Here is a 24422-nt window from a genome sequence, read left to right on the forward strand (position 1 = left end):
TGATTCTAAAAAACAAATGCCTGTGATTAAGTCGTTGTCGTGTGTCCGCTGCCGGTGCAGACCATCAGAACGCGAACGGGTCTGGCTGCAGTCATGGCTGATCTTTCGCCGTGGCTTGTACCTCGGCCATCCTGGTTTCCAGTGTGCGGATCTGGGTCTTGAGCTGGCGCATGCTGCTTTGCATGGTCACGCCCAGCAGGCGGCGCATGCCTTCAAAGAACAGCACCATGAAGAGCACCACGGGCAGCACGCCCCAGCGCAGCCAGGGCGAGGCCTGGTTGATCCAGGCCACGGCGCATACCACCACGGCCATGGCGACGGCAAGATAGTTCCATTTCCTCGAACTTTGCATCTTGCTTTCGTACTTCTGCGCAGTGGCTTCGAGCTGCTGTTCGGTGACTCTGAGTTTGGCAATGGAGGCCTGAATCTCTTCAAGGCTGGCGGGCTTGTCTGACGGCATAGGGCAGATGGTCGGTAAGTGAGAAGGCGGGTGTTGTGCCTGCCTGAATTGATTTTGATAGCTGAGAGCGCTTGATGGACAAGTGATGCGGCGATGCTTGATCAGAAGTGCTGTGTGCCGCTCAATGCATCGAACTCGTCGCTCCACTGCTGGCGCAGGCTGCGCTTTTCGCTCTCGTCTATCCAGGCCGCATCGATGCCGTTGAGCATGAAGTCCTTGAGGTCGGCCATCGAAAAACCAAAGTCGCTGACCATCTTGGTCCAGGCCCCTGTAGGGTTCACATGGTGAAGCGTGGGGTCGTCGGTGTTGGGGTGGATGCGAATGCCCATGGATGGCATTTTGCGGATCGGGTGGTCCAGCGCCCAGCGCTCGGGTGCCAGCGTGCGCAGATAGTAGGAATTGGTCGGCACCACGGTGAACACAATGCCCAGATCGGCACAGCGCCGCGCCAGCTCCGGGTTGTCGATGACGGTGTAGCCATGGTCGACGCGGTCCACCTTGAGAGTCTCGATGGCCGTTTGCAGATTGTTCCAGGGCAGGCCGAATTCGCTGGCATGGGCCGTGGTCTTGAGTCCGTTGCGACGCGCCAGCGCATAGGCCTCGGCGAACAGCTCGGGCGGGCGCTCGTTTTCGCGGTAGTCGATGCCGATGCCGGGCACATCGTCATGGCGGTTGTCCAGCATCCATTGCACCATCTGCACGGCGGCCTCGGCCGGGGCTTCGCGGTCGATGGACGGCACCAGGCGGCCGCGTATGCCGCAATCCTTTTGCGCCGCTGCGGCGCCGGCCAGGATGGCTTGCTGGGCGGCGGCATAGCTCATGCCCGAACACTGCACCGTGCCCGTGGGGTTCCAGAAGAATTCGGCATAGCGGACATGGTGGGCAGCGGCATCCTGCAGATATTCATAGGTAATGCGCTCCAGGTCGGCCGGCGTCTGCAGCAGCCACTCATCGAGTGCTCGCAGCACGCGCAGCACGCCCACGGGCTTTTCGCCGCGCGTGTAGAAAGCCTCGATCTCTTCGGCAGCCAGCGGCGCCTTGGCGCGCTGCACCAGTTCGATGAAGGTGTTTTTTCTGACCGTGCCCAGCAGGTGACAGTGCAACTCCATCTTGGGGATGGCGTGGGCAAAGGCGGTCAGTTCAGGTGTGGGGGCGGTAGGCGCGGCATTCATGCCGCAGATGGTAGTGGCTTGCGATCAGCCTTGTCGTAGGCAGTTTTACGTTACGGTGCAAGGAACAGCCGCGGCACGGACGCGGCCAGCATGGCGATGCCCGAGCAAGTCAGCAGGCTCAGCACGATTTGGCGAAAGCGGGCATCGCTCACGCCTTTGTAGACGCGGGTGCCGAAGATCACGGGCACCAGCACTGCGGGCAGCACCACGGCAAACGACGGCCACATGGCGGACTTGACCAGGCCAGTTGCCAGATAGCTGGCCATGGTGACGGCCAGCACCGAGAGGTTGAAGTTCTGGATCACCGTGCGCTGCACATGGCGCTCAAAGCCGCGCAGCGTGCACCACAGCGTGGGCACGGTGCCGCTGAAGCCGCCCAGCCCACCCATGGCGCCGCCGATCAGGCCCGCGACCGCATCGCTCAGGCGGGCCAGCAGGCCACCGCCCAGCGTCAGCCGGGGCAGGTGAGCGCTGAGCAGCATGGTGGGGCACCACAGCACCAGCAGACAGCCCAGGCCGAACTTGAACCAGTCCATATTGAGATGCGGCATCACGGCCACGCCCATGGGAATGCCGGCCAGACCGCCGGCGATAAACGGCAGCAGCGACTTCCAGTGAAATTCGCGGCGCACGGTGAAGGCCGCAATGATCTGCCCCGTCAGCGAGCCGAACACCGAGAGCACGGCGGCCAGCTGCGGCTCCAGCACCCAGGCCCAGAACGACATGGCCACCATGCCGAAGGCAAAGCCCGACAGCCCCTGCACAAAGCCTGCCACTGCAGCCCCCAGGGCCACCACCAAGATCACTTCCACGTTCTGGTCTCCGTCTGAAGGCACCGATTATCGTCCCGCTCAAGCAGGGCATTGCCATGCAGTTTTGGCATGGCAGCAGGCCGCTGCGCTATCGTGCAGACCATGCAAGCATCATCTGTCTGGATTCTGGGTCTGCGCAATCTCTGGCGCGATCTGCGCGCTGGCGAGCTGCGCCTGATCATCGTGGCTGTGCTGCTGGCCGTGGCGGCACTGAGCTCGGTGGGCTTTTTTGCCGACCGCCTGCAGGCCGGCCTGCAGCGCGACGCCCGTCAGCTGCTGGGCGGCGATGTGGTGGTGGTCAGCGACAATCCCGCCCCCACGGTTTTTGTGCAGCAGGCCAGGCAGCAGGGGCTGCAGAGCGTGGCCACGGCCAGCTTTCCGACCATGGCGCGGGCCGCTCAGGAGCAGGGCGGTGCCAGCCGTCTGGTGGCGCTCAAAAGCGTGGAGCCCGGCTACCCGCTGCGCGGCGTGCTGCATCTGAATCAGGGACCGGGGCAACCGGATCTGGAGGTACGCGCAATTCCTGAAAGCGGCCATGCCTGGGTCGATGCGCCCCTGCTGGAGGCACTGGGCCTGAAGCTCGGCGACCGATTGCTGCTGGGCGATGCAAGCTTTCGTATCTCGCACATCATTGCCATCGAGCCCGATCGTGGCGCGGGTTTCATGAGCTTTGCCCCGCGCGTGATGATCAACAGCGCCGACCTGCCCGCCACGCGCCTGGTGCAGCCGGCCAGCCGCATCACCTATCGATTGGCCGTGGCCGCGCAGGCAGACGCAGGGCGCGGTGCAGAACGGGCCGCGCAAGACTATCTGGGCTGGGCGCAGGAGCTGGCCAAGAGCCTGCATGGCGTGCGTGTGGAATCGCTGGAAAGCGGCCGCCCCGAAATGCGCCAGACCCTGGACAGGGCCGAGAAATTCCTGAGTCTGGTGGCGCTGCTCTCGGCACTGCTCTCGGCCGTGGCCGTGGCACTGGCCGCGCGCGCCTTTGCCAACAGCCATCTCGATGCCTCGGCCATGCTGCGCGTGCTTGGCCAGAGCCAGCGTCGTATTGCCCTGGCCTATGTCGTGGAGTTCGTGAGCATTGCCCTGGCCGCCAGCGCGGCCGGCGTGCTGCTGGGCTGGGCGGTGCACCATGTGTTTGTCTGGCTGCTGGCCGGACTGGTCGAGTCCGCCCTGCCTGCGGCCAGCCTGTGGCCCGCATTGTTCGGCATGGGCATGGGGCTGACCCTGTTGCTGGCTTTTGGCCTGCCGCCCGTGCTGCAACTGGCGCAGGTGCCGCCGCTGCGCGTGATGCGGCGCGATCTGGGGGCGCTCAAGCCAGCATCGTGGCTGGTGCTGGGTGTGGGTGTTACGGGTTTTGCGGCCTTGTTGATGGTCGCCAGCCGCGACATCAAGCTGGGCCTGATTGCCGTGGGCGGCTTTGCCGTCGCCGTGCTGTTGTTCGCGGGCCTGGCCTGGCTGGCCGTCAAGCTGCTGCGGCAGGTGGTCAATGAGAGCACGGCGCCGCGCTGGCTGGTCATGGCCACGCGCCAGGTCTCGGCCAAACCCGTGTATGCCGTGGTACAGGTCAGCTCGCTGGCCGTGGGGCTGCTGGCTTTGGTGTTGCTGGTGCTGCTGCGCACCGATCTGATTGCCAGCTGGCGCAAGGCCACGCCGGCCAATGCGCCCGATCGCTTTGTCATCAATGTCCAGCCCGATCAGGCGCAGGACTTTCAGGCCGCGCTGAAAAAGGCCGGCGTGCACAGCTATGACTGGTATCCCATGATTCGCGGCCGGCTGATCGCCGTCAACGGCAAGGCCGTCAGCCCCGATGACTATGAGGAAGACCGTGCCAAGCGCCTGGTGGACCGGGAGTTCAATATCTCCACTGCCGAAACCATGCCGGATCACAACCAGATCGTGGGCGGCCGCTGGCAGGCGGGCGAGCAGGGCGCGATCAGCATGGAAGAAGGCATTGCCAAGACCCTGGATCTGAAGCTGGGCGACACGCTGCGCTTCGATATCGGCGGCGAGGAGAGCGAGGCCCGCATCACCAGCCTGCGCAAGGTGGACTGGAGTTCCATGCGCGCCAACTTCTTTGTGATCTACCCCGTGCAGCATCTGGAGAACGTGGCCGTGACCTACCTGGCGGCCTATCGCGCGCCCGACGTCAAGGGCTTTGACAATGCGCTGGTCAATGAATTTCCCAACATCACCAATGTCGATCTGAGCAGCACGCTGGCCCAGGTGCAGCAGGTGATGGACCAGGTCATACGTGCCGTGGAGTTTCTGTTCGGCTTCACGCTGGTGGCAGGGCTGGTCGTGCTGTTTGCCTCCGTCACCGGCACGCGCGAGGAAAGAGCGCGCGAGTACGCCATCATGCGTGCCGTGGGTGCCAGATCGGGCCTGCTGCAGCAGGTGCAAAGCGCCGAGCTGGCCGGAGTGGGCCTGATGGCCGGCTTTCTGGCCAGTTGCGTGGCCCTGGCCGTGGGCTGGGCGCTGGCGCGCTGGGTGTTCGATTTTGAGTGGAATGTGCTCTGGTGGGTACCGCTGGTGGGTGCGCTGGCGGGCGCATTGCTGGCCTGGCTGGCCGGCTGGTGGGCGTTGCGCGAGGTGGTCAGCCGCCCGGTGATGATCACGCTGCGCCAGGCGGCGGAATAAGAACGTGCCTACGATCTCCTCGCGCCGCGACAGAGGCTTTGCGGGATGGGGTGCAAGGGGGCGGCCCCCCGCGCGCGATACCGCAGCAATAGCCGTGCTATTGCGAGGATTCGCAACGCCGCAGACCGCCCGCAAAGACACTGTCCCGCAGGGTTGGAGCGAAATCGGGCGATTTCTGCGTGCTGTCTCTTGCTTGCACCCCGGTGCAAGCGGCGAACCATCACTTCGAACTCATCCCGATTGCGCTCCAACGCGGCTGCGTAGAGATCGTAAGCACGTTCTAAGGCTAGCCCTTGAACAGCCGCTCGCTTGCAAAGTCCACAAAAGCCCGGACCTTGGGCGAGAGCTGGCGGCTGGAGGGCCAGAGTGCCGAGAACTGCCCGCTATGGGTGAGTTGCTGCGCCAGGACCTGCTGGAGCTCGCCGCGCGCCAGTGCGTCGCGGGCCAGGAAGTCGGGCATATAGGCCAGGCCCAGGCCTGAGACGGCCGCGCCCAGCATGGCTTCCATATTGTTGCAGACCAGTGCGATGGGCATGGCCGGCAGCCCGGGCAGCGTCCATTCCTCGAGCTTGCCGCTGTTAAGAAATCGATAGCGCAGGCTGGGGTGTCTGGCAAGGTCGGCCGGCGTCAGCGGCACGCCGCGCTCGCTCAGATAGGCCGGCGAGGCCGCCAGAATGAAGCGAAACGGCCCCAGTCGGCGTGCCACCAGCCGCGAGTCGGCCAGCTCGCCGCTGCGGATGACCACATCGAGGCCGGCCTCTACGACGTCGACCAGATGGTCGTTGAAGTCCAGATCCAGCTCGACCTCGGGATAGCGGGCCTGGAATTCGGGCAGCACGGGCAGCAGAAAACGGTAGCCGATGGTGGGCAGGCTCACGCGCAGCCGGCCACGCGGCGCTTGGGCGGCGGCCTGCATGGCAGCACGTGCATCGTGCAGCTCGTCGAGGATGCGTCGGCAGCGCTCGTGAAACAGAGTGCCTTCCTGCGTCAGGCGCACCTGGCGTGTGGTGCGATGGAACAGGCGCAGGCCGAGTTGCTGCTCCAGGCGCGCCACGTTCTTGCCAACGGCCGAGGCCGAGATGCCGAGCGCGCGGCCGGCCTCGGCAAAGCTCAGGAGATCGGCGGCACGCACAAAGGACTCAAGTCCGCTGAAGCTGTCCATGGTGATTGGCAACCTTTGGTTGGGATTGTGGGGAGTGCTGAAGCTATTTTCGTTTCATTGGAGCGCTTTTATCGTTCATGTCTGATTGATTCACGACGCCAGCCCTCCATGTCTTGCTCCACTTCCCCATCCCGCCCGCAGGCGGATCTTCCTGTTTACGCCCGCCGCGCATCGCCTGCCTGGGTGCTGCTGTCGGTCTGCCTGGCCGCTTTGGCCATGCCGCTGAGCTTTACCGGGCCGGCCGTGGCGCTGCCGGCGCTGCGCGAGGCGCTGGGCGGCAGCCCTCTGGCGCTGAACTGGGTCACCAATGCCTTCATGCTGAGTTTCGGTGCCACGCTGATGGCGGCAGGCGCACTGGCAGACATCTACGGGCGGCGGCGTGTGTTTCTGGCGGGGCTGGCCGTAGTGGTTGGCAGCGTGCTGCTGCAGGTCTGCCTGCAAGGCAAGGAGGCCATCATCGGCTTCAACCTGCTGCGGGCGCTGCAGGGGCTGGGTGCGGCCGCGGCACTGGCGGCAGGCACAGCAGGCCTGGCCCAGGCCTACGATGGTGCCAGGCGTACCCGGGCCTTCAGTTTCGTAGGTGCCTCCTTTGGTGTTGGGCTGGCCTTCGGACCCTTGCTGTCGGGCTGGTTGCTGCAGCGCTGGGGCTGGCGCAGCGTGCTGCTCAGCGCAGCCGCTGCGGCATTCGCTGCGCTGCTGCTGGGCCTGCGCCATATGCCGGAGTCCCGTAATCCGCAGGCGCAGCGGCTGGACCTGCCAGGTGCACTGTCGTTCACGTTGGCGCTGGCGCTGTTGACCTGGGGCATGCTGCAAGTCCCGGAAACAGGCTGGTTGCATGGCCGCACATGGCTGCCCCTGGCGGCAGCCCTGCTGGCGGCAGCGGCCTTTGTGCAGATCGAGCGACGCAGCTCCCATCCCATGCTGGACCTGTCGCTGTTCCGCTATCCGCGCTTTGTCGGCGTGCAGCTGCTGGCTGCAGCACCTGCCTATGCCTTCGTGGTGCTGCTGGTGCTGCTGCCGCTGCGCTTTATCGGCGTGGAAGGTCTGGCGCCGCTTGCGGCCGGGCAGCGCATGTTCGTGCTGTCGCTGCCCATGCTGTTCGTACCACTGCTGGCGGGCTGGCTCTCGCGCTGGCTGTCGGCAGCCTTGCTCTGTGGGGCAGGGCTGCTGGTCTGTGCCATGGGCTTGCTGTGGCTGGGCCGCTGCGCGCCCGGCTCGGACCTGGCGCAGATGGCCGCACCACTGCTGCTGATCGGTCTGGGCATAGGATTGCCCTGGGGGCTGATGGACGGGCTGGCCGTGGCGATGGTGCCGCGCGAGCGTGCCGGCATGGCCACGGGCATCTTCAGCACCGTGCGTGTGGCTGGCGAAGGCATTGCCCTGGCCGTGGTCGGGGCGGTGCTGGCAGCGCTGCTGGCGCGGGAGCTGACGGCCATCTGGCCGTCCATGCAGCATGGCTCGGCCGTGGCCCAGATGCTGGTCACCGGCAATATGCAGGCAGCACTGGCGCTGATGCAAGGCGCATCAGCCGCAGAGCTGCTCAAGGCCTATGGCCTGGCCTTTTCCAGCTTGCTCGATGTGTTGGCCGGCGTGACCGTGCTGACGGCCGTTGGCGTTTTCGCATTCCTGCGCTCGGGTACGGACATGCCGCATGTCCGACAATCGGGACTGACTCGCAAAGCCGCTACACATGCAGATTGAAGAAAAGCCCCCGTTTGACACCCCCTACGAATGGATAGGTGGCGAAGACAAAGTCCAGCAGCTGGTTGCCCGTTTCTATGACCTCATGGATCTGGAGCCTGGCTACAAGGAGCTGCGCGCCGCCCATGGCAGCACGCTCGACGACGCGCGCCAGAAGCTGTTCTGGTTTCTCTGCGGCTGGCTGGGCGGCCCCGACTATTACCAGGATCGTTTCGGTCATCCGCGTCTGCGCATGCGTCATATGCCGTTTTCCATTGGCATCCAGGAGCGCGACCAGTGGGTGGCCTGCATGGATCAGGCCATGGGCGAGACCGAAGTACCCGAGGCCTTGCGCACGCGCCTCAAGGCCAGCTTCATGAACACGGCGGACTGGATGCGCAATCGCGGCGCCTGAGTTCCTGCGTCCGGCTTCAAAGCGTCAAATTTCCTTCATGACGCTGTAAAAAGCCCTGTAGACACTGCCTGTTTTTCAACAAGCAGGGTCAACCATGCAGGATTTCGATTTGCCTGGCGCAAAGCTGCGCTCGGGCGGTTTCTTCTCGGCATTGCAGCCACGCCGCCATGTGCTGACGGCAGTGGGCTGTGCAGCATTGCTGGCTGCCTGCGGCGGCAGCAACGACAGCAGCACAACGCCTGTCAGCGCGCAGCCTGCCACGGCGACGCTGGCCGTTCTGGAGACCACAGATCTGCACTTCAATGTGCGCAGCTATGACTATTTCAAGCTGGCCGAAGACAAGACCTATGGCTTCGAGCGCACGGCCACGCTGATCCGTGCGGCTCGCAAGGAATTTGCCAACACGCTGCTGGTGGACAACGGCGACACCATCCAGGGCACGGCCCTGGCTGACTACGAGGCCGAGGTAAAGCCCATACCCTGCACGCAGCAGCTGTCCATGTACAAGGCCATGGGCGCGTTGAGCTTTGACGCAGGCACGCTGGGCAATCACGAATTCAACTACGGCCTGCCCTTTCTCAACCAGGTGCTGGGCGGAGGCATGGATGTGGACGGCGTGGATGCCAGCCAGAAATGCGCGGGCAGCGGCTATCCGGCCGTACTGGCCAACGTCTACAGCAGCAAGACCAAGAAGCCGCTGGTGCAGCCCTATGCCGTGCTGGAGCGCACCATGGTGGCCAAGGGCAGCGATGGCAAGGAAGTCAAGCTGCCCATCAAGATCGGCGTGATCGGCTTCACCACGCCGGGCATCATGAACTGGGACAAGCGCTATCTTGAAGGCAAGGTCTACACCGAGGGCGCGGTGGAGGCTGCCGGCAAATACGTGCCAGAGTTGCGCGCCAAGGGCGCAGATGTGGTGGTGGCGCTGCTGCATGGCGGTCTGGACGGCTCGGCCTATTCGGCCACGATGGAGAACCCCGGCCTGTATCTGTCCAAGGTGGCGGGTATCGATGCCATGGTCATGGGCCATCAGCACAGCGTTTTCCCCGATCTGTCGGCCAAGCCTGCCTACAGCCAAAGCGGTGTGGACAACCAGGCTGGCACCATCAACGGCGTGCCTGCGGTCATGGCCAGCTCCTGGGGCAAGGCGCTGGGCGTGATCCAGCTGCCGCTGCAATGGGATGGAAAGAAGTGGAGTGTGGCCAAGACCGGCAGCAAGAGCGAGCTGCGCAACATCCAGAACAAGGATGCCGCAGGTGCCACGGTGTTTGTGGATGCCGACCCGGCCGTCGCGCCGCTGATCGAGGCACAGCATCAGGCAGCCATCAGCTACGTGAAGACGCCCATTGGCAGCACTGACTTCCGCATGAGCACGCTGTTTGCCGATGTGGGCGACCCCGGTGCCATCCAGATCGTCAACCAGGCCCAGCAGGCCTATGTGGCCAACTACATCAAAACCAATCTGCCGCAGTACGCCAGCCTGCCCGTGTTGTCGGTGAGCGCACCGTTCAAATCCGGTTTTCAGGGCGGCAAGGACTTCACCGACGTGGCAGCCGGCCCGCTGGCCATCTACAACGCGGCCGACCTGTACCTGTATCCGAACACCGTGTATGCGGTGAAGGTCAACGGCGCCGACATCAAGAGCTGGCTGGAAGCGGCAGCCAAGCGCTTCAACCAGATCGATGTGAACAAGACGACCGAGCAGCCCTTGATCAGCAGCTTCCCGGGCTACAACTTCGACATGTTCACCACCGCCGATGTGCAGTACGAGATCGATGTGACCCAGCCGCAGGGCAGCCGCATCAAGAACCTGAGCTATCTGGGCAAGCCCATGGATACGGCGCAGGAGTTTGTGATCGCCACCAACAACTACCGTGCCACCAGCGGTGCCAGCTTCATCCCCAAGCTCGACGGCTCGTCGGCCATCTGGGCTTCGCCCGATGCGAACCGCGATGTGGTGATCGAGTACGTGCGCAAGAACCCGCAGATCACCAGAGCGGCCAATGGCGCAGCCAAGAGCTGGCGCTTTGCCAAGGTGACGACGGCCGGCCCGGTGGTGTTCAGCTCCGGCATTGACGCCATGAGTGTGGCTCAGGCTGCTGCGTTGACAGGCGTGTCGCTGAGCGCGACAGATGATGGTTCGGGCAAGGGCATGGCTAAGTACCAGATCGACCTCTCTAAATAAAAAGCACAGCTTTTCCACCGCCATGGCAACTGGTTGCCATGGCGGTTTTTTTTATTCAATGCTGACTCCAGTCCGGTATTTTTTTTTCTGTAATACGCCAGATTTTATTTGGAGTGCCAGTAGGCAATTTATGCAGAAAAATATTTCCATGGAAATATTTTTTATTCAATCTTGGTGCATTTTTGGATGGATAAGTTTCATGATTTTTTAAGGGGTTAATACCTATTTAAGTTAATGTTAACCAACATACAGTGGGTATTTTTAATTATTGAGATGCGCGATGCGCAAAAAATATCATGTATTTAACACAGTCCTTGCACCGTGCTGTGCAACAGCATCCCCAGCGAATTGCGACAAAATTTCAAGATAGGAAATTTACATATGTCGAGTTTGCGAGTCGAGTCGGAAAACTCGCTGGAGCTCTGAAAAATTTAGGTGTTAAAGAGGGGGATCGTATTGCGATACTATCTTTGAATTCAGACCGATATCTCGAGTATCAGATGGCTGTGCCATGGGCTGGGGGTGTCTTGAATCCTTGTAACACACGCTGGTCTAGTGCGGAAATCGTTTATTCTTTGAATGATTCCGGATCGTCAATACTTTTTGTTGACGACAGATATCAGGAAATGGCCTCCGAATTTAGAAGTGAGGTGAAATGCCTGACTCAGATAATATACTGCGGAGAGCGTAATACCCCATCTGGTATGCTCAACTATGAAGACTTGATTTCAAACGCAAATCCTGTGGAGGATTCCATTCGTAGGGGAAGTGATTTGGCTGGTATTTTCTATACAGGCGGATCGACTGGATTTCCAAAGGGCGTGATGTTAAGCCACAACAACATATGCGTATCTGCGATGGGCCTTCATGCAGAAGGTGCTGCGACTCCGGGTGGTACTTACCTTCATGCCGCACCTATGTTCCATTTGGCTGATATGGGTCTGGCTATGCCTCATTGGTTTGAAGGTAACTGTCATTCCATTTCTCCACCTTATGATCCAGATCGTATTTTTGATCCAATACAAACACTCGCTACGATCGCTCGGGATCGCGTGACCCATACATTTATGGTTCCAACCATGATCGAAATGCTGATTGATGTACGGGAATTTGATAGAGCGCCTGATCTGAGTACCTTGAATACTATTCTTTATGGGGCATCTTCCATTTCGGATATAACGCTAGAAAGAGCTATGGTCGCTTTACCTGGCGTAAATTTTGTTGAGGCTTATGGAATGACTGAGCTCTCGCCGGTGGCGACAATAAAGCCCTCATACTTTTCCACAGCGGTGGGGCGAAAACATAAGAAACTGAGATCGGCGGGGCGTGCGAGTTTTCATGCCGAAGTGAAAATTGTGAATGAAGAGGGGGGGGAAGTGGCGCGTGGTACCCTCGGTGAAATTGTTGTACGGGGACCTCATGTCATGCAGGGATACTGGAATAATCCCGAGGCCACTGCCGTGGCAATCCGAAAAGGCTGGATGCATACAGGGGATGGTGGGTATATGGATGAGGACGGATTTATATTTGTTGCTGATCGCTTCAAGGATATGATCATCACTGGGGGAGAAAATGTCTATTCCGCAGAGGTTGAAAATGCCATCACGCAACATCCCGGCGTTGCGTCGTGCGCAGTAATCGGTATACCTAGCACTCATTGGGGTGAGGCAGTTCATGCTGTAATTGTGTGCAAGCACGGATACGATAGGGAACCTCTAAAAACCTCCCCGCCTGATGGCACCGCAGCCAACGCGACAATCACCGCATGAGCAAACCCAAAGCGCAAGCGCGCAGCGCCATCAAGCTGGACCTCTTCGCCGATGCCGCGCGCAAGCACAAGATCGAGACCTTGGGCGATCCCCTGCAGGTCATTGCCCGGCACATTGACTTTGACGAGCTGACGCGGGTCATTGATCAACTGCTGCCCCGAGGGGATGCCGCCAAGGGTGGACGTCCGCCGTATCCCACCGCGGTCATGGTGCGCATCCTGATCCTGAAGTATCTCTACAAGCTCAGCGACGAGCAGATGGAATACCAACTGCTTGACCGCATGAGCTACCAGCGCTTTTGCTTGCTGGCCGATAGCGCCAACGTCCCAGATCGCAACACCATCTGGCATTACCAGCAGCGCCTGGGCGTTGATGGCGTGACGGCCCTGTTCCAGGCAGTGGACGGCCAACTGCTGCAGCGCGGCTACCTGGCGCGGTGCGGGCAGATCATCGATGCCACCCTGGTGCCTGCACCCATCCAGCACTTCACAAAACAAGACAAAGAGCAGTTGGATCAGGGCAAGATCCCCAGCGACTGGAACGAGGCCAAGCGCAGGCAAAAAGACCTGGACGCCACCCATACCAAGAAGCACGGCAAGGGCTACCACGGCTACAAGCTGAGCATCAGCGTGGATGTGCGCCACAAGTTCATTCGCAAGATCACCACCGGCACAGCCAGCGAGCACGACAGCACGCACTTTGATGAAGTGCTCGATGAGCACAACACCAGCTGCGATGTCTATGCCGACCGTGGCTACCCCAGCGAACAGCGCAGCGAGATGCTCAAGGTCTTGGGCTATCGCGAGCACATCCAGCGCAAGGCCAAGCCGGGCAAACCCCTGAGCGAATGCCAGAAGGGGCGCAACAAGCGCATTGCCACAACCCGAGCCCGGGTGGAGCACCCCTTTGCCCAGATGCGCCACATGGGCGGCAAGCTCATCCGCACCATTGGCCGGGCACGCGCCACGGTGGCCATGACCATGATGGCGGTTTGCTACAACCTCAAGCGTCTGGCCAAGTTCGTGGACGACGGGGTGGATGCGTTCTACAAAGACAAGGGAATGCCCTCAAAGACCGAGGTGCGCCTGCAAGGGGCCAATGGGTGAGAAATGGGGCAAGAAATGCCCAAAAAAGGGGGAAATTGCTCAAAAAATGAGCTCATCCGAAGCGCTCAAGCCGCATGCGCCTGTGACTGGCTGAAAACAGCGGTTTTTAGAGGCTCCCGATATAACCCTAGAAGAGTTGATAAATCACTGCAAATCGATGATTGCGAGCTACAAATGCCCACAAAGCATCGAGTTCGTTGATGCTTTGCCGCTGTCTGGGTTCGGCAAGGTGCTCAAGACCCAATTGCGTGAGCCCTATTGGAAGAACGCGTTAGTGCATACTTAGAACGGCTAACACCACCGATCCACGAAGCGCGCGCAGATGATTGCGGCAGCCAATTTCAGTAGCACTTCGTGGATGTCAAAGCGCTTTTCAAACCGAATACGCAGCTTGCCAAGCCTGCGACCATCTGTGTGTTCCATCGATGATCCAGCAGTGCCTGCTCAGCCTTTTGCTGCTCTCGATGCCTCGTCACCTGAGATAGACATGGAAGCGTCGGTAGTCATAACCTTGAGCGGCATGTAGCTTCGCCGGTCGTTTGCGTGGTTGACCCGGCAAGCCTCGAATGAATGGGATTGCATCCATACACTTCTCAAACAACATGAAGTCGTGCCCATTGGTGTCGCTGACGAGGATGACCAATGGAATACCTCTGGCATCTACGACGATGTGGCGTTCGGGGTTGGGGCCCGTTGCCCCCGGGGGATTAGCACCGAGGAGCCATCAATGCTTGCTGGCTCCAATCAATCTGGTCATGTTTACGCAGTCGAATCAGCATGGCGTGATGCAACTTCTGCCAGACGTTGCTGGCGTTCCCGTTACATAGACATCAGCAAGTCATGCCGCTGCCATAGCCCAAGGACTGGGGGAAGGTCTTGCCATGGAATGCCGATGTGCAGCACAAACAGGATGCTGTTGAGGGCGGTCTCATCGCTGATGCCAAGCTTGGGTGCGCCACCTTTGGCCGATGGTGTGAATGTAAGTCGTGTGGCTGTAGTCGTAGCCACAGTTCTTTGCAAACAGGTCGTCTTGGCATGAGGGTACGAAGCACAAATGCTTCGTGTCGGGCTCAATGGGAAGTGGTGTTGGCGACTCTAAAGGCGTTTGTATGTTTGCAGGTTGAGGGGCGGGACTAGGGCGTGGCATCAAATTCTGAAGTTGCTCCGCAGTCAGAAGCATGAGTCGTAGATGCGCCCTGAACGATACGCAGTGGACTCAAATCCCAAACCTGTTGCCTGGTAGAGCCGGGTACGTTGGAATCCCTGCCAAAGACAGGTGCTCGTTCGCTGATACGGTGCTCTAACGCTGCAACCTGTACGAGCGATTCAGGAGCTTCCGCGTGGTGCGTCTGCGCTTAGGTGCTTGAGCCGCAATGGCGCAGCCAAGAGCTGGCGCTTTGCCAAGGTGACGACGGCCGGCCCGGTGGTGTTCAGCTCCGGCACCAATGCCTTGAGCGTGGCCCAGGACGCAGGCCTGTCGGGCGTGTCTGTGCTCGCGGCCGATGACGGCTCAGGCAAGGGCATGAGCAAATATCAGCTCGATCTGTCCAAGTAGGCGGCGTTGCCGCAATTGCTGCCGCCGTGGCTCCAGAGGCCACGGCGGTTTTTTTCTGGGACTGGCTATGATGCGAGAAAATTTTCAGGGAGAGGGTATGACGGCATATATCGCGCTGGCAGTGGTTGTGGTGATCGTGATCTGGGCAATTGCCCTCTACAACCGCTTGCGCACGCACAAGAACCAGGTGGAGAACGCGTTTGCGCAGATCGATGTGCAGCTCAAGCGCCGTCATGACCTGATCCCCAATCTGGTGGAAGTCGCCCGAGGCTATTTGCAGCACGAGGCCCAGACGCTGGAGGCCGTGATTCGCGCACGAGGCGAGGCCGTCAGCGCTGCCGACAAGGCCCGTCAGTCGCCGGGCCAGGCGCAGGCCATGGGGGCTTTGATGGCTGCGGAGCAGGTGCTGGGAGGTCAGGTAGGCCGTCTGATGGCGCTGGCCGAGGCCTATCCCACGCTCAAGGCCGATGCCCGCATGCAGCAGCTCAGCGAAGAGATCACCAGCACCGAGAACCGCATCGGTTTTGCGCGTCAGTCCTACAACGACGAGGTGCTGGAATTCAACAACCAGGCCGGACAGTTCCCGGATCTGATCGTGGCGCGGCTGGTGGGTTTTGTGCATATGGACATGCTGGCTTCGACCCAGAGCGAGCAGGAGCGCGCCGTCCCTCAGGTCAGGTTCTGAGCGCATGCGTTTCTGGGAGCGACAGCGCGAAGCCAGGCGCAGCACGCGCTGGTTGCTGCTGGTGTTCGGCCTGTGTGTGCTGGCTGTGGTGGCGTCGGTGCATCTGGGCCTGATGCTGGCCTGGTGGCTGGGCACTCTGGCATTCGGCGGCTGGGACTACCCCACGGGCTTTGCGACGGTGAATATCGGCGTGACCTTGCTGCTGGTGCTGGGCGGCTGCTGGATAGAGCTGGACCAGCTGCGCCACGGCGGGCGCAAACTGGCCCAGCGCTTAGGGGCACGCGAGGCCAGACCCGGCAGCTCGCTGGCCGAGCAGCAACTGTGCAATATCGTTCATGAAATGTGCATTGCGGCACACTGGCCTGCACCCCAGGTCGCGGTGCTGGCGAGGACCGAGGCCATCAATGCCTTTGCGGCGGGCTGGGATGCGCAGGACGCCGTCATTGCCGTGACCCAGGGTGCGCTGGACCAGCTCAGCCGCGAGGAAATGCAGGGTCTGGTGGCGCATGAGCTGTCCCATCTGCGTGAGGGCGACACGCGGCTGAACATGCAGCTGGCCGGCATGGTCTACGGGCTGGAGCTGATTCACAACTTTGGCCAGAGCCTGCGCGAGCGCGACAGCATCCTTACGCAATGGTTCGGCCTCTTCATCCAGGCGGCGGGCTTTGTCGGCTGGCTCGGCGGGCAGTTGCTCAAGGCCGCCGTATCGCGCCAGCGCGAGTATCTGGCAGATGCCCGCGCCGTGCAGTGGACGCGCAGCAAGGACGGCCTGGGCGGTGTGCTGCGCAAGGTGCTCACGCAGCGTGAACTGGCCGAGCAGCAGTACGGCAGCTGGCAGCAGGATGAGCGCAGCCACCAGGGGCTGGACAAGCGCATCGTGCAGCACATGCTGCTGGCCGAAACTCCCCATGCCAGCCGCCTCGAAGACTGGCTGGAATCCCACCCCACGGTGCCCGAGCGCATACGCCGCATTTACGGCCGCGATATGCGGCCACTGCCCTTGCCGCTCAACACCGTGCCGCAGGGAAGATAAGTCTTCTGGGCTCAAGCCCAATGGAGATAAGCGCGAGCAGCCATCACTTCGAACGCATCCCGATGGCGCTCCAGCGCGGCTGCGTAGAGATCGTCAACACCTTCTCAGAACAGCTTGCGCTTGCCCGGTTGCAGCAGCACCACCAGTGCGCCCGCGCCACCTTCGGCCGGGCGGGCCTGGACAAAGGCCAGCACCTCTTTTTTCTGCACCAACCAGCGCTGCACCTTGCCCTTGAGCACGGGGGTACGGCCCGGCGAGCCCAGGCCCTTGCCGTGCACGATGCGCACGCAGCGCACGCCCGTGCGGTGCGACAGCCGGATGAACTGGCCCAGCGCCTCGCGGGCTTCGTCCGAGCGCAGGCCGTGCAGGTCCAGCTGGCGCTGAATGCTCCAGTGGCCGCCACGCAGCTTGCGAGTCACATCCAGACCAATGCCGGGTCGGCGAAAGCTCAGCTGATCGTCCACGTCCAGCAGGGTGCTGACATCGAACTCGTCGCTCATGGCTTCGCGCAGCACACGCTGCTCATCGAGCAGAAACTGCCGCGGCTCGGGTGCCGGCAGCTCGCTCGGTTGCCAGCGCCGGGTGCTGGCGCTGCGCAGCGGCGTGACCGCCCCCACCGTGTTTTCAAACAGGTTTTGCTCTTCCAGCGCACGCCGCACGGCCTCGGCCCGTTGTTGCTGGCGCAAGGCCTCGCGCGCAGCCGCTTCGGCCAGCGAGCGGCGAAGAGGGGCAAGGTCTTGGAAACGGGTGGCTTTCAGCGTCATGGTGACGCCGGTTGTACCGCATATTTGCCTGTCCCCGGAGCAAGTGATGGCAGCGCAGGGGCTTTGCAGGCCCCCGCTTGTGCGTTGGATCAGAAGTCGTAGCGCGCACTGACTTGTACGCTGCGTGGCGTGCCGTACATGCCCGAATACCACCAGCCCGACATGGCCGCAATGTACTTGCGGTCAAACAGGTTGTTCACGTTCAGGCTCAGCGCGAGCTGGTCATTGACCTGGTAGCGCGCCATCAGGCCGACCACGGCATAAGCGCCCTGGCGAGCGGTGGCTTCTTTGCCGATTTGCCAGATTTCGCCGGTGTAGGAGATGCCGCTGTTCCAGTTCACACCGCCACCCACCGTGAGCCTGCGCCATTCGCCTGGCATGCGGTACGTGGTCCACAAGCGGGCCATGTGGCGGGGAAAGGTGGTGTTGATGCGAACACCCTTGTCATCTTTTGAGGCGCTGAAGTTGTAGGACGCTGTGATGGCCCAGTCGGCTGTGATGGCACCATTGACCTCCAGGTCGATACCGTGGGTTTTGGCACCCTTGATGGGGCGAGAGGCGGTATCGGTGGTGCCTGGAATGAACTGCCCAGGGTCGTCGGCGGCCAGATTGTCCTGGCGGATCTGGTAGATGGCCGCGCTGCTGTTCATGCGTCCGCCCAGCCAGTCGCTTTTGATGCCGGCCTCATAGGTATTGCCTTCCTGCGGGTCAAGAAAGGCACCATTGCGATCCCGTGCGGTCTGGGGGTTGTAAATCGTGGAGTAGCTGGCGTACAGGGTGTGCTGCGGGTTCAGGGTGTAGACCAGACCGGCATAGGGGGTGAATATGCGGTTTTCCGACGCCGGCGAGTTGGAGTAGTAGCCGCTGGTGTTGGTGGTGACGTAGTCACTGCGATAGTTCATCAACTTGCCGCCGACGATCAGCTTGAGGCTGTCGGCGAGCGCAAAGCGGCCGGCACCATAGACGCTGCTCTGGCTGCGGGTGCTGTCATAGACCACGGTGGGGTTGTTAAATACGGGCTTGCCGTTGTTGTCCCATTGGTAGATGTTGACGGGCTTGCCGCGCAGCCCGCTCACATCCAGGCTGCCGTCGGTGTAGCTTTGGAAGCTGGTGTGGTCCATGCCAAAAACCAGTTCATGCTCGCGGCCGGCCAGCATGATGGGGCCGCGCACATGGATGTCAAAGGTCTTGTTGCGCAAGCGGTAGTCGCGTCGTTCGGCATTCAGTTTCAGACCATCGCCGGTGACAGGGTCAAATGGAGCTGCATTGACGGCCAGGTATACGGCGTCTTCCCGCTGAGAGGAGCGCAGATGGTTGACCGAGAACTTGAGCTTCCAGTGTTCCGTCAGCGACTGCTCCAGCGCCGCAAAGGCGGTGGTCGAGTTGGTGTTGAAGCGGTTATGGCGGCTGGCGCTGTTGAACGAGGTGGGGAACTGGTTTTGCAGGCCCTCGCTGTTGAATAGCGGAAAACCCAGATAGGACATGGAGCCCTGTGCGCGGTTGCGCTGGTGATCCAGTCCGGCGGTGAGCTTCAAGGTCGATGTCAGATCGGCCTGTATCACGCCATACAGCACGTCTTTTTTCTTGCTGTAGAAGTCGATATGGCTGTCGGCATCCTGGTGCACGCCCACAAAGCGCCCGCGCACTGTGCCTGCTTCGTTCAGCGGGGAGGAGATGTCGACCATGGCCCGGCGGTTGCCAAAGGAGCCCACGCTGGCTTCGGCTGAGGCCTGAAACTGCTCGGTAGGCTTTTTGCGCACCAGGTTGACGATGCCCGAGGGGTCGCCAGCGCCCGTGGTCAGGCCGGATGCGCCGCGCAGCACTTCCACACGGTCATACAGGGCCATGTCGGCAATGCTCTGGGTGGGCAGCGCGTCCAGGCCCAGAAACTCGGAATGGGTGCTGACCCCATCGATCTGGTAGTTGCTGATGGCATAGCCGCGTGCGTTGGCATTGGTACGTTCGGTGCCCAGCACCGAGGTGCTGATGCCGGGGGTGCGCATCAGCACCTCGTTGATGGTGGTGAGGTTCTCATCCTCCATGCGTTGCTTGGTGATCACGCTGACCGACTGGGGCGTGTCGCGCAGGCTCAAGGCAAGTCCTGTGGACAGGCTGCTAGGGCCTTGGGCGGTGTAGGAGCCCGTACCTTCGGTGGTGCCCGAGTGGTCGGCATGGGCGGTGACCCGCACTTCTGCCAAGGCATGCTCGGCCGAGCTCGCCCCTGCAGCGGCGGTGCCGGAGGCGGGCGTTGCCACGCTGTCTTGCAAAACGGTGAGGGTGCCGTTCGGGGTGCTGACCAGTCGCAAGCCGCTGCCTGCCAGCGCAATCTGTGCTGCATGTTCCACGCTGTAGCTGCCTTGAACGGCCGGCGCGCGCTTGCCTGCGAGCAAGGCGGGGCTGGCGCTGATGCTGCGCAGGCCCAGGCGGGCGATACGCGACAAGGTCTCGTCCAGCGCAGCGGCTGGCAGGTTCCAGCTGATGGCCTTGGTGGACTGAGCGGATGCCTGAGCGGTCTTGGCGCTGCCTGGTGCAGGCTCGGCAGATTGCGCATGGGCGCTGGAAAACGTGGCCAGCGAGCAGACCATGGCGATGGGCAAGAGCATGGAAGGAGGGCGTTGCAGGCCGTTTTCGCGGTGCGCCGGCGCAGGGGAATGGGTGAGATCGTCAAGGAGGGCCATGGTGTCAGGTGTCCGGTCGTTGCTGTGAAATGTCTGGTTTCACTAGCTATGTGCAACGAGCACCTGAAAACCCCTCAGGCATTGAATTTTTTTCGGAATATGGACGCAGGCGGCGGTGCGGGATTTTTTACGAGCCACTTTCGCTCATTTCAATCACCGTAAGCCAAGAGCCCCATTGGCGAATCTGTATCGGGTGGGTGTTGACCAGGTCTTGCAGCATCTGCTGGGGTTGAGCCAGGGAGAAGACACCGAAGATGCGCACCCGAGCGGCTTGTGGGCTGATGCGGATGATTCCGGTCTGGTAGGGGCGCAGCGCCTCTATCACTTCGCCCAGAGATTGATCGCGAACACTGATGACCCCGTCGACCCATGCCGCGGGATCCATAGGTTCTGTTTCTATGGGAGTGATCTGATTGGCGTCCATCCAGGCGCTTTGACCTTCATGCAGTGTGTGCAGCTGGCCGTTTGGGAGGCTCAGGCGAACGCTGTGTTCGCTGACATGCACCAGCGTTCCGCCTTGTGTCTGGCGCACCATGAAGCGCGTACCAAGCGCCTGTGCATGCCCTTGCGCGCTTTGTACGACAAAGGGGCGAAAGGGCGCAGCAGCAGCCTCGGCCTGCACATGCACCATGAGGGCGCCTTCTCTCAGGTGCACCAGGCGCTGAGCGTCATTGAAGGCAATGTCTATGGCGGAGCGGGCATCCAGCACAATCTCGCTGCCATCGGGCAGGCAATGCTTGAGGCGCTGCGCCGTTCCCGTGCGCAGGTCGGCGGCCAACGTGGTCAGCGGTGTCTGGCGATGCACCATCCAGCCCGCTGTGGCGCTGGCTACCAGGGCGGCAAGGCCGCCACCGAGTAATTTTCGTCTGCGAGCGGCCGTAGGGATCGGGGCCAGCAGTGCCTGAATACCCAGTGCGGTATGGCCGCTGCCATCGTGGCGCATCTGGGTTGATGCCGTGCCCATGCTGCTGGACAGGCGTTGCTGCAACAAGGCCCAGGCCTGTGCATGGAGTGGCGACTGGTGCAGCCACAGTTCGAAGGCCTGCCTCTGCGTCTCGCTGACGCGGCCGGAATCCAGCGTGATCAGCCAGTCAATGGCTTGCTCTGTGTTGCGGTCCATGGATCAATCAATGCGCAGGGGACTGCGGCATCTGCATGAGCTGCATCAATGCCTGCTTCATGTAGCGCTCCACGGTGGCGACAGACAGGCACATGAGCTCGGCAATTTCTGCATGTTTCAGATCTTCGAGGCGGCGCAGCAGAAACACTTGGCGAACCTTGGGCGACAGGCCCTCCATCCACTGATCCACCGCTTCTATGGCTTCGCGAACCAGCGCATAGTCTTCGGGCGAGGGCGCGACTTCCTCGGGCAGCGTGGCCAGTGCATCCAGCCAGGCTTGCTCGAGTTCCCGCCTGCGCCAGAAGTGGTAGAGCACCCGCTGGGCCAAGGTGGTCAGATAGGCCTTGGGTTCACGAATGGCATGCACCTGCTGCGCTGCGATCACTCTGACAAACGTGTCTTGGGTCAGATCTGCAGCCTGATGCGTATTACCCAGTCTGCGCAGCAGCCAGCTCTGCAGCCAGGCATGGTGATCGACATAGAGCGTGTGCACCGGGTCCGCTGCAGGCTGTGAAGACATGGGTTAATAGAGTTGCAAATGAGAACTCTTCGCATTCTATATTTTTGTGAGAATGCCTGCAAAACACTGTGTCACCCGTTCCGTCACTTACTCTTGGGGCGCCAAGCCGCCTGCGGCAACCAGGCTTGCAAGCCCATCCATCGTCAACAGTGGATTACATGAGGCCCTGCGTGGCCATGGAAAGCGCAGCGCCAGGCGCCACGATCACATGGTCCAGCACCCTGACATCAATCAGCGCCAGAGCCGATTGGAGGGTGGCGGTCAGCGATTTGTCTGCGCTGCTGGGCTGTACCTGCCCGCTGGGGTGGTTGTGCGCCAAAATAACGGCCGCCGCATGATGTTGCAGCGCGCGCAAAGCCACTTCTCTGGGGTACACCGAGGTTTGTGTGAGCGTTCCGCGAAACAGCTCTTCCATCGCGATCAACCGGTTCTGACTGTCCAGAAACAGCACTGCAAACACCTCATGGTGCTTGGCGGCCAGGTGTAGTTGCAGAAAATGAGTCACTTCCTCGGGCGAGCCGAACACGTCGCGCTCGCGCAGCTGCTGTGCGGTGGCACGGCGGGCCAGCTCCAGCACGGCCAGCAGCTCGGCGCGCTTGGCGGGGCCCAGTCCTTTGACGGCACGCAAATCCTGGTAGCTGGCGGCCAGCAGCCCGGCCAGTCCCCCGGTGCCCGGCAGATTGAGCAGCTCATCGGCCATCTGCAACACCGTCTTGCCGGCCATGCCGGTGCGCAAAACAATGGCCAGCAGCTCCGCATCTGACAGTGCGGCCGCACCCCGCTGCGCGAGCTTTTCGCGCGGCTGGGAATCCAGGGGCAGGTCTTTGATGGACATGGGCGTCAGTGCTCGCTTGCACAAGGCGGGGAGGGGCGGGCCGGCCATCTCAACGCAGCCACGAAGAGGTTATAGGCTCGCTCTTACAATGCAGCCCAGTTTATCGGGACTTTCATGACCACAAGCGCAACCCCTTCGGATCTGCCCGTCGTGCAGGCAGGCTCTTTTCTCACGCTGCATTACCGCCTGGCCGGCCCGGCTGGCGATGTGATCAATACCTTCAACGAAAAGCCGGCGACGCTGTCGCTGGGTGCGGGCGAGCTGTCGCCGGCCATGGAAGACAAGCTGATCGGCCTGGCCGAGGGCACGCACACCACTTTCGAGCTGCCCGCAGGCGAGGCTTTTGGCGAGCGCAATGCCGACATGATGCAATGGGTGGCCCGCAAGCTGATGAACGAGCTCGGCGACCCGCATGAGCAATACACCGCTGGCGATGTGGTGCAGTTCCCCACACCCGACGGCCTGGGCAGCTATGCCGGTGCTGTGGTTCAGGTGCGCGAGGACGGCGCCGTGCTGTTCGACTTCAACCACCCGCTGGCCGGCCAGCCCGTGACGTTTGAAGTGAAGCTGATCGGGGTGCTCTGAAATGACACACCCCCTGAGCTGCTGCGCAGCTTCCCCCTTCAAGGGGGACGACGGCCTTTGCTGCGGGGCGGCCCTTGCTGCGGTCGGCCCGTGCCGCCGTCCCGCGCTTCAAGCGCGCCAGTGTCATGCCGTTCGAGTGGTGCGTAGCGCCAGGGGGGATTGAAATGGTGGGAGCCAAGGAAGTCCTGCTGGCCGAGCCGCGCGGCTTTTGCGCCGGGGTGGATCGCGCCATCGAAATCGTGGAGCGGGCGCTGGCCAAGTTCGGCGCGCCCATCTATGTGCGCCACGAGATCGTGCACAACACCTTTGTGGTCAACGACCTCAAGGCCAAGGGCGCGATCTTCATCGAGGAGCTGGACGAAGTGCCGCCCGGCGCCACGCTGATCTTCTCGGCCCATGGCGTCTCCAAGGCCGTGCAGCAGGAGGCCGAGCGCCGCGGCTTTGCCATCTTCGATGCGACCTGTCCACTGGTCACCAAGGTGCATGTGGAAGTCGCCAAGCTGGCCAAGGAAGGCTACGAGTTCCTCATGATCGGCCACAAGGGCCATCCGGAAGTCGAAGGCACCATGGGCCAGCTCTCCGAAGGCATTCACCTGGTCGAGGACGAGGGCGATGTGGCCAGGGTGGCGCCGCGCCAGACCGAAAAGCTGGCTGTGGTGACGCAGACCACTCTGTCGGTCGACGACGCCGCAGGCATCAAGGCCGCCATCAAGGCACGCTTTCCGCTGGTGCGCGAACCCAAGCAGCAGGACATCTGCTATGCCACGCAGAATCGCCAGGATGCCGTGAAGGTGCTGGCACCCCAGGTGGATCTGGTCATCGTCGTCGGCAGCCCGACAAGCTCCAACAGCAACCGCCTGCGCGAGCTGGCCGATCGCCTGGGCACGCCCGCCTATATGGTGGACAACGCGCTCGAGCTCAAGCAGGAGTGGTTTGCCGATGCGGCCCGCGTGGGGCTGACGGCCGGGGCTTCGGCGCCCGAGGTGCTGGTCGACGAGGTCATCGCCCGCATCCGGCAACTGGGCGCAGTCGCCGTGCGCAAGATGAACGGTATCGAGGAAACCATCAAGTTCCCGCTGCCCAAGGGTCTGAAGATCGACGCGGACACGGGCCTGGAGATCGAAGTGCGCAAGGCGCCCGAGACCGGACACTGAGTTCTGACAAGCTGACTGCTTGTAACTTCATAGCGCCTTGCGCATGGTATTCAAAGACTTCAGATGGTTTTTATCTGAAAATCTATGATTGG

General features: G+C 61.7%; 19 protein-coding genes and 3 pseudogenes. 12 read left to right on the forward strand and 10 right to left on the reverse strand.

Annotated features, from left to right (window positions below; all coding sequences use genetic code 11):
- Positions 1–91: 91 nt before the first annotated feature.
- The 3 genes from QYQ99_RS17875 to QYQ99_RS17885 all read right to left on the reverse strand — a co-directional run bounded on the left by QYQ99_RS17875 (position 92) and on the right by QYQ99_RS17885 (position 2468).
- Positions 92–460 carry a hypothetical protein gene (locus tag QYQ99_RS17875; protein ID WP_302089384.1) on the reverse strand — a complete coding sequence of 123 codons (369 nt, stop codon included), beginning with the start codon at positions 458–460 and terminating at the stop codon, positions 92–94.
- 101 nt (positions 461–561) lie between these two features.
- Positions 562–1632 (reverse strand): adenosine deaminase family protein, encoded by a 1071-nt coding sequence (locus QYQ99_RS17880; RefSeq protein WP_302089385.1) that lies wholly within the window; start codon positions 1630–1632, stop codon positions 562–564.
- Between the two features lie 50 nt (positions 1633–1682).
- Complete coding sequence (locus QYQ99_RS17885; RefSeq protein WP_302089386.1) at positions 1683–2468, reverse strand: sulfite exporter TauE/SafE family protein; 786 nt, start codon at positions 2466–2468, stop codon at positions 1683–1685.
- A 45-nt stretch (positions 2469–2513) separates the two neighbouring features.
- On the opposite strand from QYQ99_RS17885, the gene QYQ99_RS17890 reads away from it, so the two are divergent.
- Positions 2514–5084: an ABC transporter permease gene (locus QYQ99_RS17890; RefSeq protein ID WP_302089387.1), complete on the forward strand. Its 2571-nt coding sequence runs from the start codon at positions 2514–2516 to the stop codon at positions 5082–5084.
- A 286-nt stretch (positions 5085–5370) separates the two neighbouring features.
- Here the strand turns inward: QYQ99_RS17890 and QYQ99_RS17895 are convergent, their stop codons facing one another.
- Positions 5371–6246, reverse strand: a complete 876-nt coding sequence (locus QYQ99_RS17895) for a LysR family transcriptional regulator (RefSeq protein WP_302089388.1) — start codon at positions 6244–6246, stop codon at positions 5371–5373.
- A gap of 216 nt (positions 6247–6462) precedes the next feature.
- On the opposite strand from QYQ99_RS17895, the gene QYQ99_RS17900 reads away from it, so the two are divergent.
- The 6 genes and pseudogenes from QYQ99_RS17900 to QYQ99_RS17925 all read left to right on the forward strand — a co-directional run.
- Positions 6463–7947 (forward strand): MFS transporter, encoded by a 1485-nt coding sequence (locus QYQ99_RS17900; RefSeq protein ID WP_302093207.1) that lies wholly within the window; start codon positions 6463–6465, stop codon positions 7945–7947.
- A complete protein-coding gene (locus QYQ99_RS17905) occupies positions 7937–8341 on the forward strand; it encodes a group II truncated hemoglobin (protein WP_003052030.1) in 405 nt (134 codons plus the stop codon). The genes QYQ99_RS17900 and QYQ99_RS17905 overlap by 11 nt, the downstream gene beginning before the upstream one ends.
- 94 nt (positions 8342–8435) lie before the next feature.
- A complete protein-coding gene (locus QYQ99_RS17910; protein ID WP_302089389.1) occupies positions 8436–10526 on the forward strand; it encodes a bifunctional 2',3'-cyclic-nucleotide 2'-phosphodiesterase/3'-nucleotidase in 2091 nt (696 codons plus the stop codon).
- A 296-nt stretch (positions 10527–10822) separates the two neighbouring features.
- On the forward strand, positions 10823–12295 hold the full coding sequence (locus QYQ99_RS17915; RefSeq protein WP_302089390.1) for an AMP-binding protein: 1473 nt from the start codon (positions 10823–10825) through the stop codon (positions 12293–12295).
- Positions 12292–13401, forward strand: a complete 1110-nt coding sequence (locus QYQ99_RS17920; RefSeq protein ID WP_302089391.1) for an IS5 family transposase — start codon at positions 12292–12294, stop codon at positions 13399–13401. Before QYQ99_RS17915 ends, QYQ99_RS17920 begins: the two co-directional genes overlap by 4 nt.
- Positions 13402–13531: 130 nt before the next feature.
- A pseudogene (locus QYQ99_RS17925) lies at positions 13532–13687 on the forward strand (AMP-binding enzyme); the annotation flags it as partial.
- A 5-nt stretch (positions 13688–13692) separates the two neighbouring features.
- Here QYQ99_RS17925 and QYQ99_RS17930 read toward each other — a convergent pair.
- Positions 13693–14438: pseudogene (locus QYQ99_RS17930) on the reverse strand (IS5/IS1182 family transposase).
- Positions 14439–14773: 335 nt separating this feature from the next.
- Here QYQ99_RS17930 and QYQ99_RS17935 point away from each other — a divergent pair.
- From QYQ99_RS17935 to QYQ99_RS17945, 3 genes and pseudogenes are all read left to right on the forward strand, one after another.
- Positions 14774–14956: pseudogene (locus QYQ99_RS17935) on the forward strand (hypothetical protein); the annotation flags it as partial.
- Positions 14957–15053: 97 nt separating this feature from the next.
- Positions 15054–15641, forward strand: a complete 588-nt coding sequence (locus QYQ99_RS17940) for a LemA family protein (protein ID WP_302089394.1) — start codon at positions 15054–15056, stop codon at positions 15639–15641.
- A gap of 4 nt (positions 15642–15645) precedes the next feature.
- The gene (locus tag QYQ99_RS17945; RefSeq protein ID WP_302089395.1) at positions 15646–16674 is read left to right on the forward strand and encodes a M48 family metalloprotease; all 1029 of its coding nucleotides are present in this window, start codon (positions 15646–15648) and stop codon (positions 16672–16674) included.
- Positions 16675–16778: 104 nt separating this feature from the next.
- Here QYQ99_RS17945 and QYQ99_RS17950 read toward each other — a convergent pair whose 3' ends face one another.
- The 5 genes from QYQ99_RS17950 to radC form a co-directional block, all read right to left on the reverse strand.
- Entirely contained in the window at positions 16779–17438 is a 660-nt protein-coding gene (locus QYQ99_RS17950) for a Smr/MutS family protein (protein WP_302089396.1), read from the reverse strand.
- A gap of 89 nt (positions 17439–17527) precedes the next feature.
- On the reverse strand, positions 17528–20116 hold the full coding sequence (locus tag QYQ99_RS17955) for a TonB-dependent siderophore receptor (protein ID WP_302089397.1): 2589 nt from the start codon (positions 20114–20116) through the stop codon (positions 17528–17530).
- 127 nt (positions 20117–20243) lie between these two features.
- A complete protein-coding gene (locus tag QYQ99_RS17960) occupies positions 20244–21236 on the reverse strand; it encodes a FecR family protein (protein ID WP_302089398.1) in 993 nt (330 codons plus the stop codon).
- A gap of 7 nt (positions 21237–21243) precedes the next feature.
- Entirely contained in the window at positions 21244–21756 is a 513-nt protein-coding gene (locus QYQ99_RS17965) for a sigma-70 family RNA polymerase sigma factor (protein ID WP_302089399.1), read from the reverse strand.
- Between the two features lie 154 nt (positions 21757–21910).
- Positions 21911–22591, reverse strand: coding sequence for a RadC family protein (gene radC, locus QYQ99_RS17970; protein ID WP_302089400.1), 681 nt, complete (start codon positions 22589–22591; stop codon positions 21911–21913).
- 114 nt (positions 22592–22705) lie between these two features.
- On the opposite strand from radC, the gene QYQ99_RS17975 reads away from it, so the two are divergent.
- Together QYQ99_RS17975 and ispH are read left to right on the forward strand one after the other, a co-directional pair.
- A complete protein-coding gene (locus QYQ99_RS17975) occupies positions 22706–23176 on the forward strand; it encodes an FKBP-type peptidyl-prolyl cis-trans isomerase (protein ID WP_302089401.1) in 471 nt (156 codons plus the stop codon).
- A gap of 164 nt (positions 23177–23340) precedes the next feature.
- Positions 23341–24330: a 4-hydroxy-3-methylbut-2-enyl diphosphate reductase gene (ispH, locus tag QYQ99_RS17980; RefSeq protein ID WP_302093208.1), complete on the forward strand. Its 990-nt coding sequence runs from the start codon at positions 23341–23343 to the stop codon at positions 24328–24330.
- Positions 24331–24422: the final 92 nt, after the last annotated feature.

The sequence above is a fragment of the Comamonas testosteroni genome (assembly GCF_030505195.1).
Classification (GTDB): Bacteria; Pseudomonadota; Gammaproteobacteria; order Burkholderiales; family Burkholderiaceae_C; genus Comamonas; species Comamonas testosteroni_G.